A 16076-nucleotide genomic window follows, 5' to 3' on the forward strand; every position below is an offset into this window, starting at 1 on the left:
CCCTCCCCCGCCCCGCCGCTGCTCAGCCCCGGCGGCGCAGCCCCGCGGTCACCGCGGCGCCCAGCCCACCGGCCGCGGCGGCCATGAGCATGCGTCCCCGGTTCCGGGACAGCCAGTCCTGCGGACTCCTGGACACGGCCTCCTCGTCGAACCGCCCGTGCGCCCCGAAGTCCCGCCCGTGCGGCCCGTCCATGGGAGCCCACAGGTTCCCGGGACCGCCGTGCTTCCCCTCTTCCTGCTGTGCCTCGAAGTTGGTGCGGGCGAGGTAACGGTCCAGCACCCCGGGTGCGACGGCGTTGGCGATGAGCGTGGCCGCCGTGGACCCGCCGACCCAGTACTCCCGCCGCCGCGCGTGGGAGGCCGCGTGGACGACCGCGCGCGCGGCGACCTCCGGCTGGTACACCGGGGCCACCGGGCGGGCCTTCCCGGGCATCCGGTTCAACACCCAGTCGAACTGCGGGGTGTTGAGACCGGGCATCTGCACCATCGTCGTACGGACGCCGGTGCCCGAGTGCAGCAGCTCGCACCGCAGGGACTCGTTGAAGCCCTGGATGGCGTGCTTGGCCCCGCAGTACGCGGACTGCAGGGGAATGCCCCGGTAGGCCAGCGCGGATCCCACCTGCACGATGGTGCCGCGGTCCCGCGGCAGCATGTGGTGGAGGGCGGCCCGGCTGCCGAACACATAGCCCAGGTACGTCACTTCGGTCACCCGCCGGAACTCGTCCGGGGTGATCTCCGTGAACGGTGCGAAGACCCCGGTGAAGGCGTTGTTGACCCAGACGTCGATGTGCCCGAAGGCGTCGACGACCTGCTGGGCCGCGTCGTCGACCGCCTTGGCGTCGGACATGTCGACGCTCACGACGAGCGCCTCACCGCCTGCCCGCTGCACCTCGTCGGCGGCGGCCGCGAGGCCCTCCCGGCCCCGGGCCAGCAGGGCGACCCGGGCGCCGCGTTCGGCGAAGGCGCGGGCCGTGGCCCGTCCCACGCCGCCGCTGGCCCCGGTCACCACGACGACCTTGCCGTGCTTCACGCGCGTGTCCTTCCATCCGTCGCGCACCACGCGTCACGCCCGGTGGTGCGGCTGCTCGGGGTCGATGTCGTCCTGCCGCGGCGCCGCGCCGGACTCCGGCGTGCCCGGTGTTCCGGGGGCGACCGGCGGCATGGGCGGATACGGCGTCCCGAGCCCGCTCGGCTGCGCGGCCACCGGCGCCGCTGCCTCGGCGACCCCGCCCTGTCCGGCCGCCGCCTGCGCCTCCCGCGCGCCCGACGGCCGGGACGCGGAGGGCCTGGCCGCACCGCGCAGGGCGTAGGCGATGGCCGCCAGGATGGCGGCGGTGATCAGCGCGGCGGCCCAGTCGGGCAGCCCGAGGGCGAGGGCGAGGCCCACGGCGAGGGCCAGGGCCGCTCCCGCGTACAGCGCGACGGCGCCGGACGCGCCGTACAGCATGGCCGTACGGCGCTGCTTGCGCGTCTGCTCGCGCAGCTCGTCCCGTACGGTCTCGCGCGCCACCTGCGCCAGCTCGTCGACCAGATGCCTGTCCAGATGCTCCAGGTGATCCAAGCGCTCCATGGCCGCCGGGTACCCGCACGGGCGTGCGCATAACGCCAGGCCCACCTGTGCGGTGCGGGCGGCAGGGTCGGGAGGATCGCGTGAAACGATCTCCGCGGCCCGGCCGCCGCAATTAGGCTCGTCCGCATGGACATTCTGGGAACCACGCTGCGTGTCTGTGTCGACGACCTGGAGGCCGCGGTCGTCTTCTACGAACGGCTCGCGGGCGCCACGGCTCTCCGTTTCGAGCGCGGCGGCGTCCAAGTGGCCGCGGTGGGCTGCTTCCTGCTGATGAGCGGCCCCGAGGCCGAGCTGGAGGTGCTGCGCAAGGTCGCGGCGACCATCGCGGTGAAGGACGTCGACGAGGCCCACCGGCTCCTCAGCGAACTGGGCGCCCGGGTCATCGCGGGCCCGGTGCCGACACCGGTGGGCCGCAACCTGATCGCGATGCACCCGGACGGCGTGGTCTACGAGTACGTGGACCGCAACGTCACCTAGGAACTTGGTCGGCGACGGCGGGCAGGGTGAGTACGTCTCGCCGGATCGTCGTCACGATCACCAGGGAAACGCTCGGCGGTGTGTCGGGCCAGGGGAGCTGCCGGTCAGGATTGCGCGAAGGCGTCCACGACGATGTCGGTGAGCAGCGCGCCCGCCGTGCCCTCGGGGTCGAGATCGGGGTCGTAGATGGTGATGTTGAGGCCGACGCAGGAGGGGGAGGCGAGCAACGGCCGGAGCAGCGCGACGAGTTCGGCGGGCAGGAGGCCGTCCGGGTCGGGGCTGTCGACGGCGGGCATGACGGACGGGTCGAGACAGTCGGCGTCCAGGTGCACCCAGTAGCCGTCGATCTCCGGGGTCTCGAAGGCCTGGGCGGTGGCCCGGGCAAGGGCGTCCGCGCCCCACTCCCGGAGGTCGCCGACGGTCACGACGGGGATCTTTAGGGCGGCGAGCTCGGCCCGGTCCTCCTCGAACGCGTCGCGGATCCCGAAGAACCGCACGTCCTCGTCGCGCAGGTAGGGCTTCAGCCCCTCCAGGTCCGTCAGGTCCTCCTGCCCCCGCCCGGTGCCCAGCGCGACCTCCTCGCCGCCCGCCGCGCCGATCCGGTCGGAGTTGCCGGGGTGCCGGAAGTCCGGCGAGGCGTCGATCGCGGCCAGTCCGTAGCGCCCGATGCGGCGCAGGGCGAGCGAGGCGCCGAGCTGGATGGAGCAGTCGCCGCCGAGGACGACGGGGAAGTCCCCGGCGCGCACATGGCGTTCGATGCGGTCGGCCAGCCTGACGGTGTACGAGGCGATGGCGGCGGCGTTGAAGACGCCGTCGCCCTCCTGCCAGTCCCCGCGGTCGTAGCGCGGCGGTACGACCACCCCGCCCTCCAGGGCGTGCAACCGCTGCACGATCCGCTGCTCACGCAGGGCCCCGGCCAGCTTGTGGCAGCCGGGGACGGTACCGGGGGCGGGCGGACGCAGACCGAGGTTGGAGGGGGCGTCCAGCACGACGATATTCCGCATGCGGATCATCCTCGCCGACGTACAGTCGGCCGTCCACGGAGATACGCGAGGGAGCGACAGTGAGTGAGCAGCACACCTACCGGGTGATCGTCCGCGGCACGTGGGAGGGGCTCACCGACGAGGCCCGGGCCCGGCTGCTCGCCGAGGCGGCGGACCACGGCACGGCGAGCATGCGGTTCTCCGAGGAGGGCTCGCTGTCGTACGAGCCGGCTCCGCTGAAGCACTTCTCGATGCGGTACGTGGTGGTGTCGGACGCGGCGGACGGCGACGAGATGGCGGGCGCGATCGCGGAGGACCGCGCGGAGACGGCACTCCGCAAGCTCGGCTTCGGCTTCCGGGACCTGAAGTCGACGGTCACCGACCTCGACACCATGAAGATCAACCGGAAGCCCGCATCTCGGCGGTGATCGCCCAGCGCTCGTGGTCCCGCCACTCCCCGTCGATGTGGATCATCTTCGGGGAGAATCCCTCAAGGCGGAAGCCGCAGCTGCGGGCGAGGGCCAGGGAGGCGGTGTTGAGGGGCTGCGCGTTGATCTCCAGGCGGTGCAGCCGCATCGGACCGAAGGCGTGGTCGACCACGAGGTTCAGCCCTTCGCGCATGAGTCCGCGCCCGGCGGCGTGCGCGAAGGCGCCGTAGCCGAGGGCCCCGCACCGGAAGCCGCCCTCGACGATGTTGTTGATGTTGATGAACCCGGCGATGGCCCCGCCGCCCCGCTCCTCGTCCTTCTCGCAGACCAGGAACCCCGCCTTGGTCGGGTCCTCGATCAGCCGGCCGGCATACGCGAGATACGCGCTCTCGCTGTCCGGCGGGAACAGCCACGGCTGGTGGAGTTCCTTGCTCTCCCGGGCCCGGGCGGTGAACTCGGCGGCGTCCTCGTAGGTGAAGTGACGTATGCCCACGCGGGGGCCTTCGGCGAGATGGCGGGAAGCGGTGTGCGGCATCCCACCACCCTACGACGCGGGCCGGCGGCTCTCTCGTCAGTGGAGCGCCGGTTCGTCGAGGGTCAGGGTGCCCGCCTCCGCGTCGAGTTCGGCGGCCACCCCGAACGGGATCGTCAGTGCCTCCTCGCAGTGCCCGAATCCGAACTCCTCGACGACGGGCACGCCGAGGCCGCCGAGCCGGTCCAGGAGCAGCGCGCGCACCCTCTCGTACGGTTCGCACCGCTCCCACGACCCGAGGAGCACCCCGCGCACCCCGTCGAGCCAGTCGGCGCGCAGGAGTTGGGTCAGATAGCGGTCGAGGCGGTACGTCTCCTCGCCGACGTCCTCCAGACAGAGCAGCCCGCCGCGTGCACCGGGCCGGGCGTGCGCGGAGCCCAGTTCGGAGGCGAGCAGGCACAGACAGCCGCCCAGGGTGACACCGCGGGCCCGGCCGGGGACGAGGGCCGTGCCACCGGAGGCGATCGTGCGGACCGTCTCCGGCGCGAACAAGGTGGACCTCAGGTGTTCCTGGGCGCGCGCGTTCTTGATGAAGTCGATGCCGGCGGCCATCGGGCCGTACAGCGTGACGAGGCCGAGGCGGGCGGCGAACGCCTCGTGCAGCGCGGTGACGTCGCTGAACCCGACCAGCACCTTCGGGCCGGCCGCGCGCAGGGCGTCCCAGTCGAGCAGTTCGACCATGCGCAGCACGCCGTATCCGCCGCGGGCGCACAGCACGGCGTCCACGGAGGGGTCGCACCAGGCGTTCTGCAGATCGGCTGCCCGGTCCGCGTCCGTGCCCGCCAGGTAGGTGAACTCACCGTGCCGGTCGAGGACATGGGGCGCCACGACCGGATCCAGGTCCCAGCCGCGCAGGACGTCCAGGCCCGCCTGGAGGCGCTCCTCCGGCACCGGTCCGCTGGGGGCGACGACGGCCACGCGGGCTCCGGGCGCGAGCCTGGACGGCCGTACGAGTTCCTTCACTTGCTGAGCTCCAATGTCGGGACGCCGGGCGGGTTCAGCCCGAACACCTGGGCGTACAGGGAGAGTTCGGCCTCCAGGGCGCGGATCATCGTGTCGGCCCGGCGGAACCCGTGTCCCTCCCCCTCGAAGGCGAGGTAGGCGTGCGGCACCCGTCGGTCGGCGATCCTGGTGAGGAACCGCTCGCACTGCGCGGGCGGGCAGATCACGTCGTCCAGGCCCTGGAGCAGCAGGAAGGGCACGGTGACCCGGTCGGCGTGCTCGACGGGTGAGCGTTCCGCGTACCGTCCGGGGACCTCGGCGAGCGGTCCGACCAGGCTCTCCAGGTACTGGGACTCGAAGTCGTGGGTCTCCCCCGTGCCCCAGCCGGCCAGGTCGAGGATCGGATAGACGATCGTGCCGCAGGCGTAGACGTCGGTCGTGGTGAGCGAGGCGGCCGCGGTCCAGCCGCCCGCGCTGCCGCCGCGGACGGCGAGCCGGTCGCGGTCGGCGGTGCCCTCGTCGGCGAGGGCGAGGGCGACGGCCGCGCAGTCCTCGACGTCGACCACGCCCCACTGCTCGCGCAGCCGGTTGCGGTACTCCCTGCCGTAGCCGGTCGAGCCGCCGTAGTTGACCTCGGCGACGCCGATGCCGCGCGAGGTGAAGTAGGCGATCGAGAGGTCGAGGACGAGGGGTGCGTGGCCGGTGGGTCCGCCGTGCGCCCAGACGACGTACGGCGGCAGTTCGTCGCCCGGTGCCCGGTGGCCGGGGTGGTGCGGCGGGTAGACGTGGGCGTGGATGTCCCGGCCGTCCGGTCCGGTGAAGACGCGGATCAGGGGCTCGGGGTAGTACACGGGGTCGACCGGGTCGTCGTGCTCGGCGCCGATCACCCGGGCCCGTCCGATGGGGGCGCCCCCGCGCGAGGTTGTTCGAGCGTGGGGGAGCGTGTCCAGCTCCACGACCTCGTGGGCGGTGCGCGGGCTGGCGCCGACGGCGACCACCCGCTCGCCGTGCACCGCGAGGGTGGGCGCGAACTCGGTCCAGGGGCCCGCCGCGTCGACGAGTTCGCCTGTCTCGGGGTCCAGGATCCCGAGGGCGGTCGAGCCGGTGCCGTGCACGACGGCGATCAGTCCGCTGTCCAGCGGGGCGAACCAGCGGTGGCCGAGCTTCCAGAGGGCGCCGCCGAACTCCTCCTCGCGCGGGCAGAGTTGCTCGCCGTCGCGGTAGAGGTTCCACCAGCCGGTGCGGTCGCTCGCGTACAGGAGCTGCCCGTCGGGCGACCAGTCGGCCTGGGCGATGGACTCCTCCGGGCCGCCGGCCACCGTGCGGGGCTCGCGGAGCGTGCCCTCGTGGACCTCGGCGACGACCAGCTCCGTGCCGTCCCAGGGCATGCGCGGGTGGTCCCAGGCGAGCCAAGCGGCGCGCGTGCCGTCGGGAGAGACGCGCGGCCCGGTGACGAACCGGTGGCGGTCGTCGGTGAGTTCACGCACCGCGTCCCGGTCCTGCGCGGCCGAGCCGTCCAGCGGCACGGCGGCGAGGACCCGGCGCACGTCGGTGGGGCCGTCGCCGGTGAACTCCTCCAGCACGCACCACACTTCGCCGAGGTCGGGTCTCAACTGCGGCTCCGCCCAGCGCAGTCCGCCGCCCACCGGGGAGACGGGCGTGAGGGGACGCGGCTCGCCACCCGGCTCGAACCGGTAGAGCCGCTGGTCGGCGAAGTGCACGAACACGACGAGCGGTTCGCCGGCCTGGACCGCCCCGGCCCAGGGGTGGCCGCCGTACTCGATGACCCGGCTGCGCACGTTCCACGGCGCGGGCAGCACCGACTCCTCGGTCCCGTCGGCGTGTCTGCGCACCAGGGTGCGGCGGCCGCCCTCGGTGGGCCGGGGTTCGGTCCACCACACCTCGTCCCCGACGAAGCCCAGCCATTCGGGGTGTCCGTCGTGCGCGGCCGCGAGCGCCGCGTCGATGGGCGAGGGCCAGGATCCGTATGCCGACGTCTGCACGTTCTCCCCCACTCGCTCAGGCCGTTCGCAGGAAGCGGTCGAGTACCCGCACGCCGAAGTGCAGTGCCTCGACGGGGACGCGCTCGTCGACCCCGTGGAAGAGGGCCTGGTAGTCGAAGCCCTCCGGAAGCTTCAGGGGCGCGAACCCGTACCCGGTGACGCCCAGGCGGGAGAACTGCTTGGCGTCCGTGCCGCCGGACATGCAGTACGGCACCACGTGTCCCTCGGGTGCGAACTCCTCGACGGCGGCGCGCATGGTGGCGTACGTCGGGGAGTCGACCGGTGCCTGGAGGGCGACCTCGCGATGGCTGAACTCCCAGTCCACGTCCGGGCCGGTGAGCAGGTCGAGGGTCGCGCGGAACTCGTCCTCCCCGCCGGGCAGATAGCGGCCGTCGACGTAGGCCACGGCCTCCCCGGGGATCACGTTGAGCTTGTAACCGGCTTCCAGCATGGTCGGGTTGGCGCTGTTGCGGACGGTCGCCTCGACCAGCTTGGCCGCCGGGCCCAGCTTCTCCAGCAGCCCGTCCACGTCGGTGAGATCGGTCTCGATGCCGTAGAGGGCGGCGAGTTCGGTAAGGGCGGCGCTGACCGTCGGGGTGAGCCGCAGCGGCCACTCGTGCTCGCCGATGCGGGTCACGGCGGCGGCGAGCCGCGTCACCGCGTTCTCCTTGTTGACCTTGGAGCCGTGTCCGGCGCGGCCCTTCGCGGTGAGCTTGAGCCAGCCCGTGCCGCGCTCCCCCGCCGCGATCGGATAGATCTGCCGCCCGGCGCCGTCGTGGAAGGTGAACGCCCCCGACTCGCTGACCCCCTCCGTGCAGCCCTCGAAGAGCTCGGGGTGCTCGTCGGCGAGGAACCCCGAGCCGTCCACGGCGCTGGCCTCCTCGTCCGCGGTGAACGCGATCACGAGGTCCCGCCGGGGCCGTACGCCCTGCCGCGCCCAGTTCCGGACGACGGCGAGGATCATCGCGTCCATGTTCTTCATGTCGACCGCGCCGCGCCCCCAGACGACCCCGTCGCGGACCTCCCCGGAGAAGGGGTGCACGCTCCAGTCGGCGGCCTCGGCGGGAACCACGTCCAGATGACCGTGGACGAGCAGGGCGTCCGCCGACGGGTCGGAACCCTCGATGCGGGCGATGACGTTCGTCCGGCCCTTGGTGCGCTCCAGCATCAGGGGTTCGAGGCCCGCGCCGGCCAGCTGTTCGGCCGCGTACTCGGCGGCGGGGCGCTCCTGGCAGTCGCCGCCGCCCCGGTTGGTGGTGTCGATGCGGATGAGGTCGGAGGTGAACCGGACGACCTCGTCCAGTGCCTGCTGGTCAGCCATACTGCTCCTCCACGGCGGCCGAGACGATGGTGGTGACCGCCTTGAAGGTACGGATTCCGGCGTACATGGTCTCGTTCGTGTACGCCACCCTCCGCGCCCCGATCCGTTCCACGCCCGGCACCACGGTGGCGGCCATCGCGAGGTGCTCGGCGTCGAACTCGACGGCGATCGTGAACGGCCCTGCCTGTACCGGTTCCTGACGGACCGCCAGCTGTGCGGCTTCCTTCGCGGCGGCCCGGATGTCGGCGGCCGTGCGGGCCGGCGTACGGCACACGGCCGCGTACCGCGAGACATGGTCCTTGACGGCGACCTTCAGCGCCTCGGGCGCGTAGCCGAGCGCGTCCTCGCAGGCCACGTCGTCCCCGGTGACGAGGACGACGGGGACGCCGTACTCCGCGACCACGTGCGCGTTGAGGTGTCCCTCGCTCGCGGGGACGTCGTTCAGCCACACCCCGGTGATGGAGTTGGCGAGGTAGGTGTGGGCGAGGACGCCCTCCTGGCCCGCGCCCGCGTGGTAGCCGAGGAACGCGATGCCGTCGACGTCGCCGTGCTGCACACCCTCGACCATGGACAGCGACTTGTGCCGGCCGGTGAGCAGCTGCGCCCGCTCGTCGAGCCGCTCCAGGAGCAGATTGCGCATGGTCCAGTGGGCCTCGTTGACGAGTACCTCGTCGGCGCCCCCGTCGAAGAAGCCGAGCACGGCGGCGTTCACGTCCGAGGTGAACATCGACCGGCACCGCTCCCACTGCGGGGTGCCCGGCAGCACGTCGGCCGGCCAGGTCACGCCGGTGGCGCCCTCCATGTCGGCGCTGATCAGGATCTTCATGGTGCGCCACGTTACGCGTAGCGGAGGTTTACGTCGCCCGCACGTGGTGAGGCGAGCCGAATGCCGCTCACCCCTGCCACCCAGGCATCTCACAGAAGACGCGTGCCCTCCCCCGCGGGTTCCACAGGAGACGGCCAAGGAGAAGAGTGAGCGACACCGCACAACCCGTCCGGTCGCAGGCACGGCGGACGACGGCGACGACCGCGCCGGGGAACCCTCCCGGACGCCCGAAACAGCGCGACGCGTTCTTCGACAACGCCAAGTACCTGGCGATCGAGCTGTAGCCATGGGGCACGCCTGGGAGCCGCTGCGCTCCGACAGCCGTGCCGTCACCGCGCTGTACACGATCGTCTACGCCTTCCACATGCCGGCGTTCATCATCATCTCGGGCTACTTCTCCCGCACCTTCGACGCGAGCCCGGCGAAGATCTAGCGGCTGGTCACCGGGGTCGCCGTCCCTTACGTCGCCTTCGAGACGGCGTACACCTGTTTCACCCGGTGGTCCGACGGGTCCCGGACCGTGCGATCAGCCTCCTGGTACCGCTGTACCTGACCTGGTTCCTGGCCGCCCTGTTCCTCTGGCGGCTTCGTGCTCGCCCTGTGTCTGCGCCCGGAGCACTTCTCGCTGGTACGGCACTGGCGGGTGCGGCTGCTCGCGGTGCCGGTGTTCGCGGCCGCGCCGGCGTTCTCGTACTGGGCGGTCCCGCGCACGGACTACGCGTGGTTCTTCCACCGCGGCGCCGCCGAGGACTTCGGCGTGCCCGCCTGGTACGGGCCGCTCATGACACTGGCCCTCTTCGACTGGGCCGGCCGCCGCTGGCCGCACACCCCGCTCGGCGAGATCGCCGTCACGCTCGTCGCCGCGCGGTGGTGACCGCGCTGTGCACCGCTCCCGTACGGCGGGTCTTCCGGTGTGTGATGGAGCCGCGCATGGAGTGGGCGTTCCGGAAGACCCCGCCCGTCACGGGTGGGGTGCCCTCCCAGGTACGCCGATAGGACGCCTTCACCGCCCGGTGATCAGGCGGTGCGTCCCACCACCCACCACTTCGACGGCAGTTCGATCCGGGTGCCGTCGGACCGGTACTCGGTGGTGACGAGCGGCAGTTCGCCGCTCGCCACGATCGTCAGACCGGCCGCACCGAGGTACACGGGCACCGCTTCGTCGGCGACCTCGCCGGGGGCGATGCCGTGCCGGAAGACGGGCGCCAGCTTGGCGGGCGGTCCGTCGGGGCTCTGCGCCAGACCCACCAGGACGGACTTGGCGGCTTCGGACAGCTCGACGAGGAAGGCCCGGCCGCGCTCCCCGACGAGCGTGGCGATCCCGTCGACCAACTGCTGCCGGTCCTCGGGCGCGGCCTGGTGCAGCACGCCCCGCATGTAGACGTTGGTGTCCCCGAGTTCGGCGTGCAGGTTCTCCGGCTCGCTCTTGTCGGAGGCGTCCAGCAGCCGGTACGTCACCTGTCCGTCGGGGTCCGCGTCGCGCGCGCGGTCGAGGGCGGCGGGCGACAGGTCGACGCCGATGACCTGGGTGAAGTGCGCGGCGAGGAAACGGCTCTGGGTGCCGTTCCCGCAGCCCAGGTCCACGAGGGGCAGCCCGGGGTCCCCCAGGAGCGGTTCGAAGTGGGCAAGGTGGACTCCGGCGGTCAACACCGGCTCCGCGTCCCAGAACACGGCCCCCTGCCGCCCCGGGGCCTCCCGCCAGAAGCCCTCCCAGGACTCCCGGTACCGATCAGTCACGCTCATGCCCAACTCCCCAGGATGCGACACAAACCCGCCACACTTGACGGGCCAGTACGGTGTATCGCGCCAAGGTCACGCGGACAAGCGCATGGCGCGTTCCTTCACTGCCAGTTCGAGAAACAGGCGGTCGCAGGGGCCGCTCAGCGACGCGGCAGGGTCAGTTCGAACCAGACGGTCTTCCCGGCCTTCGTACGACTCGCACCCCACTCCCGCGCGAGCGTGCTGACCACCCTGAGTCCCCGTCCTCGCTCGTCGGTGGGTCCCGCACTCAGCAGGTTCGGCAGATCATGGTCGTCGTCGTCCACCTCGCACAGCAAGGTGTCCCCGCGCACCAGCCGCAGCTGGACGGGACGGCTGTGGGAGTGCCGCACCGCGTTGGTCACCAGCTCGCTCACCATGAGCTCCGCGCCGTCGGCCAGCTTCGCCAGCCCCCAGTCGTGGAGCTGCTCGCGCACCACCGCCCGGGCGCGCCCGACCTCGACCGGATCGAGGGAGATCCGCCACTCGGCGACGTCGTCCGGCTCGATGCCGTTCAGCCGGGCCATGAGCAGCGCCACGTCGTCCTTGCGGCCATCACGCGGGTTGAGCGCACGGATGATCGCGTCGCAGGCGTCGTCCATGGAGGCGGCCGGATGCGCGGCGGACTCGGTGAGCGTCGCGAGACCCACCCCGATGTCCTCGCCCCGCACCTCCACCAGCCCGTCGGTGCACATCAGCAGCCGGTCTCCGGGCTCCACCCGCACGCGTACCGCCTCGAACGGCACTCCGCCGACGCCGATGGGCGCCCCGGTGGGCAGGTCGAGCAGCTCACTGCGCCCGTCCCCGGCCCGCACGATCACCGGCGGGATGTGCCCGGCGTTGGCGATGTGGAGTTCGCTCGCGATCGGGTCGTAGACGGCGTAGAGACAGGTCGCGAGGTAGGTGTCGCCGAGTCGCTGGGCGAGGTCGTCGAGGTTGCGCAGCAGCTGGGCCGGCGGCAGGTCGAGCGCGGCCATGGTCTGTACGGCCGTACGCAACTGGCCCATCATGGCGGCCGAGTTGAGCCCGTGCCCCATGACGTCCCCGACGACCAGGGCGGTTCGCGCGCCGGGCAGCTTCACGGAGTCGAACCAGTCGCCGCCGACGCGTCCGAGGAGCGTGCCCGGCAGATAGCGGGTGGCGATGTCGCAGCCCGCCATGCGCGGCGGGATGTGCGGCAGCATGCTGTCCTGGAGGGTCTCGGCGACGGACTCCTGGAAGGTGTACATGCGCGCGTTGTCCAGCACCAGGCCCGCGCGGGCGGCGAGTTCGGCGCCGGTGACGCGGTCCATGTCGTTGAACTCGACGCGCTCGGGGTGCCGCAGCAGGATCATGAACCCGAGGACGACGTTGCGGGCCTTCAGCGGAACGACGAGCATGGAGCGACCGGTGATCAGCGGCCTGATGTCGCGCTTCTCGAACTGCGAGGCGATCGCGTGCCCCAGCTGTTCGCTGATGCGCGGCACGAGGACGGGCTCACCGCTGGTCATGCACTGGAAGAACGGGGTGTGCGCGGGGAACGGCATGGCCTCGCCGACCGGCACCACGTCGTCCCAGCGGCCGGGTTCGTCGGTGTGCTCAAGGGCCACCCGGTGCCACATGGTCGTGGTGTCCGGCACACCGTCGGGGAACCCCTCGCCGGCGACGACCTGTTCGCGCAGATAGGTGCCGGCGACGTCGGTGAAGCGGGGTACGACGGCCCTGCTGACCTCGACGATGGTCCGGGACAGGTCGAGGGAGGTGCCGATCTTTCCGCTGACCTCGTTGAGGAACTCCAGACGCTCGCGTACGGCGACGTACTCGAGGTCCTCGCCCTCGTCCGGCTCCTCCTGCGGCAGCGGCAGGCCCGCCGCGACCGCCCGGGCCGCCCGCTCACGGCGGGCCTTGCGCTCGGCACGCCGGGGCACGCCCCAGTCGGGCGTGACGGGCACCCGGTCGTTCTGGCTGAACTCCAGGACCGGATAGCCCAGTTCGAGGATCTGCGCGACGATGCGGGCACTCTCGCCGACGCTCATGCTGGGCAGGATCTCGGGAAGCCTGCGGGCGAGTTCGTCGGCGCCCGGGAAGTCGGTGTGCAGGGCGAAGGCGGGCGCGATCCGCTCGACGCCGATGCCGCCCTCGGCCAGGTCGAGATCCTGGTGGAGGTCCTGGTGGAGGTCCTGGTGGAGTCCGCCCGCGTCGGCGGCCAGGACCAGCAGACGCTCCGGGCCGGGCCCCACCAGCGGGTAGGCCCACCACAGGACGTCGACGCGGTCCGCGCCGGGCACGGTGAGACGGGCGCGACCGGCGGCCGGGTAGGACAGCCCGCTGTCGAGGGAGGACTCGAGGTCGGGTCCGAGCCCGTCGTAGGCCGCGTACACGTCGTGGGGCGGGGTGTCCTCCACGGCGGGGAGGGCTCCGGAGACGGGCAGCAGGTCGGCCGCCGAGCGGCCGATGGCCTCCTCCTTGTCGGCGCCGAACAGACGGCTCGCGCCCCGGCTCCAGTGCGAGACCAGGCCGTCGCGGTCCACCACGACCACGGCCAGCGGGACACGTCCGGCCGCGGCGGGTCCGTCCGCCGCGCCGTTCCCAGCTCCGCGGCTGGGAGGTGCGCCCCTCTCGGTGCCACGGTCCATGGCCCAGGCCCTCTCTCCGCAAGATCTGTGCCGCCTGCTCCACCGTACGGCGCCGGTCGGTCACGGTGTGCGGCAATGCGGTAATTGGCCCGGACCGGAAAGCCCCGGCGCGCGCCCCCGCGCTGACGCCCCGTCAGTCCTCGTGGCGGAGCTGGAGATCCCGCTCCGTCCGGCCGCCGCCGGCCACCTGGAGGACGGTGGCGACCGGCGGGTACCCGGCGGCGATGACGGTGTACTCGCCGCGGGACAGGTCGGCGAAGCGGAAGGTGCCGTCAGGGCCCGTCGTGAGGGAGTCCACCACGTTGCCGGCGACGTCCAGGAGCGTCACGCGCGCGTCCTCGACGTACCGTCCGCCACCGGCCCGCACGGTTCCGCGCAGCACCGCGCCGCCCGCGAGTTCGACGTCCTGGCGGGTCTCCCGGGAGGCCCGGACGGTGACGGGGAGCGCGGCGGGGCGGAACGCGGGCGCGCCGACGGCGAGGGTGTACTCCCCCGCGACCAGTTCGGTGACGGCGTAGGCGCCCTCGTGCGAACTGCGGGTGGTGGCCACGACCTCGCCGTGCGCATCGGTGAGCGTGACGGTGGCGTCCGGTACGGGTGAGCCGTCGGCGGTTCGCACACGGCCCGTGAGCCGTCCGGCGCTGCCGAGGACGACGTCCAGTTCGACGGGGCGCTCGCCGATCGTCACGGCGACGGCCTGCGGCTGGTGGCCGCTCGCGGCGGCGATGAGGACGTACGCCCCCGGTCCGGGCGTCGTCAGCGCGAACCGTCCGTCCTCGCCGCTGGCACCGCGCCCGATCTGCCCTCCGGCCGCGTCGATGAGGGTGAGGGCGGCCCGGGGCACGACGGTCCCGTCGGTGTGCTGCACCGTGCCGCACACGGGGATCCCCGCGGTGTGCTGCGCGCGGGCCGGCGGGACCGGGGCGGCCTCCGGGTCGGCGCTGTGGTGGGACACCAGCGGTTTCTCCTTGAGGAAGAAGGCGATCAGCAGGCCGAGGGCGAGCACCGGCACGAGGTAGAGGAAGATCCTCGGCATGGCGTCGGCGTAGGCCCGGATGTAGTCGTCGCGGAGCGCCGGGGGCAGGGCGTGGACGAGCTGCGGGGTGAGGGACTCGGGGTCGGGCAGCCCTTCCCCGACGGGCAGCCGCTGTTCCAGCGAGTCCGCGAGCCGGTCGGCGAAGAGCGTGCCGAAGATCGCCGCTCCGACGCTGCCGCCGATCTGCCGGAAGTAGTTGTTGGCGCTGGTGGCGGTGCCGAGGTCGGCCGGGCGGACGGAGTTCTGCACGGCGAGGATCAGCACCGGCATCACCATGCCGATCCCGGCGCCGAGGACGGCCATCCAGAGGCTGTAGTGCAGCCGGGGTGTGTCGACCTCGAGCCGGGACAGCAGCCACATGCCGACGACGGCCAGGGCAGTGCCTAGGATCGGCCAGATCCGGTAGCGGCCGGTGTGGCTGATGAGCTGTCCGGCGACGACGGAGGCACCGACGATGCCGGCCATCATGGGCAGCATCAGCAGGCCGGACTCGGTGGCGCTCGCGCCGTCGACCATCTGGAGGAAGGTCGGCAGATAGCTCGCGGCCCCGAAGAGCGCGACGCCGATCACCAGGCCCACCAGGCCGGTGATGGTGAAGACGGAGTCCCTGAACAGCCGCAGCGGGATGAGGGGTTCGGCGGCGAAGTGCTCGGCGACGAGGAACAGGACGGTGGAGGCCACCGCCCCGGCCCCGAGGCCGAGGATCACCCGTGAGTCCCAGGCGTACTCGGTGCCGCCCCAACTGGTCAGCAGCACCAGGCAGGTGGAGGACGCGGCGAGCAGCAGGGCGCCGAGCACGTCGAGCCGGGGCCTGACCCGCGGTTTCGGAAGCTTCAGTACGGCGGTGACGACGGCCAGGGTCAGCAGCCCGAAGGGCACGTTGATGTAGAAGCACCACCGCCAGGAGAGGTGGTCGGTGAAGTAGCCGCCGAGCAGCGGGCCCGCGACGGAGGCGAGTCCGAAGGCGGCGCCGATCAGGCCCATGAAGCGGCCGCGCTGCCGGGGCGGCACGATGTCGGCGATGATCGCCTGCACGCCGATCATGAGACCGCCCGCGCCGACGCCCTGCACCGCGCGGAAGGCGATCAACTGGTCCATGGTCGCGGCCCGTCCGGCCAGCGCGGAGCCGGCGACGAAGACGAGGATCGCGAACTGGAAGACGCCCTTGCGGCCGAGCAGGTCGCCGAGCTTGCCGTAGACCGGCAGGCCGATCGTGGCGGTGAGCAGGTAGGCGGTGATCGCCCAGGACATCCGGTCCAGGCCGTGCAGCTCACCGACAATCTTCGGGAGCGCGGTGGCGACGATCATCTGCTCCAGCGCGGCGAGGAGCAGCGCGAGCATCAGTCCGAGGAAGATCAACCGCACCCGGCGCGGGCCGAGTTCGACGGTCGGGACGGGGGCCTCCGGTGGCGCCTCGACCCGTTCCTCGTGCGTCGCAGTCGTCACACCCACGTCCCGCTCCCCTCGTCGCGCCTGCCACGCATTTCCCGCATAAGGCGACAACTACGAGCAAGCGCGACGAGTTACGGCGCACCGGGCGGCCGTACGGAGATCCACTCGATCCGGTGACCGAGATCAACATCCG

General features: G+C 72.3%; 13 protein-coding genes and 1 pseudogene. 3 read left to right on the forward strand and 11 right to left on the reverse strand.

Annotated elements, in window-relative coordinates; translation table 11 throughout:
• Positions 1–22 precede the first annotated feature (22 nt).
• Together ABZT02_RS28605 and ABZT02_RS28610 are read right to left on the reverse strand one after the other, a co-directional pair.
• Positions 23–1030 carry an SDR family oxidoreductase gene (locus ABZT02_RS28605; protein ID WP_356022268.1) on the reverse strand — a complete coding sequence of 336 codons (1008 nt, stop codon included), beginning with the start codon at positions 1028–1030 and terminating at the stop codon, positions 23–25.
• A 33-nt stretch (positions 1031–1063) separates the two neighbouring features.
• Positions 1064–1570 carry a phage holin family protein gene (locus tag ABZT02_RS28610; RefSeq protein WP_356022270.1) on the reverse strand — a complete coding sequence of 169 codons (507 nt, stop codon included), beginning with the start codon at positions 1568–1570 and terminating at the stop codon, positions 1064–1066.
• Positions 1571–1696: 126 nt separating this feature from the next.
• Here ABZT02_RS28610 and ABZT02_RS28615 point away from each other — a divergent pair, with 126 nt between their 5' ends.
• Positions 1697–2047 carry a VOC family protein gene (locus ABZT02_RS28615; RefSeq protein WP_356022273.1) on the forward strand — a complete coding sequence of 117 codons (351 nt, stop codon included), beginning with the start codon at positions 1697–1699 and terminating at the stop codon, positions 2045–2047.
• Positions 2048–2151: 104 nt separating this feature from the next.
• Here the strand turns inward: ABZT02_RS28615 and ABZT02_RS28620 are convergent, their stop codons facing one another.
• Complete coding sequence (locus ABZT02_RS28620) at positions 2152–3051, reverse strand: arginase family protein (RefSeq protein WP_356022275.1); 900 nt, start codon at positions 3049–3051, stop codon at positions 2152–2154.
• A 59-nt stretch (positions 3052–3110) separates the two neighbouring features.
• Between ABZT02_RS28620 and ABZT02_RS28625 the strand changes: the two genes are divergently transcribed.
• On the forward strand, positions 3111–3458 hold the full coding sequence (locus tag ABZT02_RS28625; RefSeq protein ID WP_356022277.1) for a DUF6204 family protein: 348 nt from the start codon (positions 3111–3113) through the stop codon (positions 3456–3458).
• Here the strand turns inward: ABZT02_RS28625 and ABZT02_RS28630 are convergent.
• From ABZT02_RS28630 to ABZT02_RS28650, 5 genes are read right to left on the reverse strand one after another with little or no spacing between them, the layout of a single operon-like run.
• Complete coding sequence (locus ABZT02_RS28630) at positions 3430–3993, reverse strand: GNAT family protein (protein WP_356022280.1); 564 nt, start codon at positions 3991–3993, stop codon at positions 3430–3432. The two genes, ABZT02_RS28625 and ABZT02_RS28630, sit on opposite strands and share 29 nt — an antisense overlap.
• Positions 3994–4029: 36 nt before the next feature.
• Positions 4030–4953 carry an LD-carboxypeptidase gene (locus ABZT02_RS28635; protein ID WP_356022282.1) on the reverse strand — a complete coding sequence of 308 codons (924 nt, stop codon included), beginning with the start codon at positions 4951–4953 and terminating at the stop codon, positions 4030–4032.
• On the reverse strand, positions 4950–6935 hold the full coding sequence (locus ABZT02_RS28640; protein ID WP_356022284.1) for an LpqB family beta-propeller domain-containing protein: 1986 nt from the start codon (positions 6933–6935) through the stop codon (positions 4950–4952). The genes ABZT02_RS28635 and ABZT02_RS28640 overlap by 4 nt, the downstream gene beginning before the upstream one ends.
• A 16-nt stretch (positions 6936–6951) precedes the next feature.
• Positions 6952–8256, reverse strand: coding sequence for a M20/M25/M40 family metallo-hydrolase (locus ABZT02_RS28645; protein WP_356022287.1), 1305 nt, complete (start codon positions 8254–8256; stop codon positions 6952–6954).
• Positions 8249–9082: a M55 family metallopeptidase gene (locus tag ABZT02_RS28650; RefSeq protein ID WP_356022289.1), complete on the reverse strand. Its 834-nt coding sequence runs from the start codon at positions 9080–9082 to the stop codon at positions 8249–8251. Before ABZT02_RS28650 ends, ABZT02_RS28645 begins: the two co-directional genes overlap by 8 nt.
• Positions 9083–9348: 266 nt before the next feature.
• Here ABZT02_RS28650 and ABZT02_RS28655 point away from each other — a divergent pair.
• Positions 9349–10078, forward strand: a pseudogene (locus ABZT02_RS28655) (hypothetical protein).
• A gap of 21 nt (positions 10079–10099) precedes the next feature.
• Here ABZT02_RS28655 and ABZT02_RS28660 read toward each other — a convergent pair.
• From ABZT02_RS28660 to ABZT02_RS28670, 3 genes are all read right to left on the reverse strand, one after another.
• Positions 10100–10825 (reverse strand): class I SAM-dependent methyltransferase, encoded by a 726-nt coding sequence (locus ABZT02_RS28660; protein ID WP_356022291.1) that lies wholly within the window; start codon positions 10823–10825, stop codon positions 10100–10102.
• Between the two features lie 137 nt (positions 10826–10962).
• Entirely contained in the window at positions 10963–13455 is a 2493-nt protein-coding gene (locus ABZT02_RS28665) for a SpoIIE family protein phosphatase (RefSeq protein ID WP_356022293.1), read from the reverse strand.
• Between the two features lie 133 nt (positions 13456–13588).
• Positions 13589–15943, reverse strand: a complete 2355-nt coding sequence (locus ABZT02_RS28670) for an MFS transporter (protein WP_356022296.1) — start codon at positions 15941–15943, stop codon at positions 13589–13591.
• Between the last annotated feature and the right edge of the window lie 133 nt (positions 15944–16076).

The organism is Streptomyces sp. NPDC005402 (assembly GCF_040606575.1).
Taxonomy (GTDB): Bacteria; Actinomycetota; Actinomycetes; order Streptomycetales; family Streptomycetaceae; genus Streptomyces.

Excerpts from the sequence above, each read along its gene's own strand:
- ABZT02_RS28665 (WP_356022293.1), bottom strand. The coding sequence starts at position 13,455 with ATGGACCGTGGCACCGAGAGGGGCGCACCTCCCAGCCGCGGAGCTGGG.
- ABZT02_RS28610 (WP_356022270.1), bottom strand. The coding sequence starts at position 1,570 with ATGGAGCGCTTGGATCACCTGGAGCATCTGGACAGGCATCTGGTCGAC.
- ABZT02_RS28650 (WP_356022289.1), bottom strand. The coding sequence starts at position 9,082 with ATGAAGATCCTGATCAGCGCCGACATGGAGGGCGCCACCGGCGTGACC.
- ABZT02_RS28660 (WP_356022291.1), bottom strand. The coding sequence starts at position 10,825 with ATGAGCGTGACTGATCGGTACCGGGAGTCCTGGGAGGGCTTCTGGCGG.
- ABZT02_RS28630 (WP_356022280.1), bottom strand. The coding sequence starts at position 3,993 with ATGCCGCACACCGCTTCCCGCCATCTCGCCGAAGGCCCCCGCGTGGGC.
- ABZT02_RS28645 (WP_356022287.1), bottom strand. The coding sequence starts at position 8,256 with ATGGCTGACCAGCAGGCACTGGACGAGGTCGTCCGGTTCACCTCCGAC.
- ABZT02_RS28615 (WP_356022273.1), top strand. The coding sequence starts at position 1,697 with ATGGACATTCTGGGAACCACGCTGCGTGTCTGTGTCGACGACCTGGAG.
- ABZT02_RS28620 (WP_356022275.1), bottom strand. The coding sequence starts at position 3,051 with ATGCGGAATATCGTCGTGCTGGACGCCCCCTCCAACCTCGGTCTGCGT.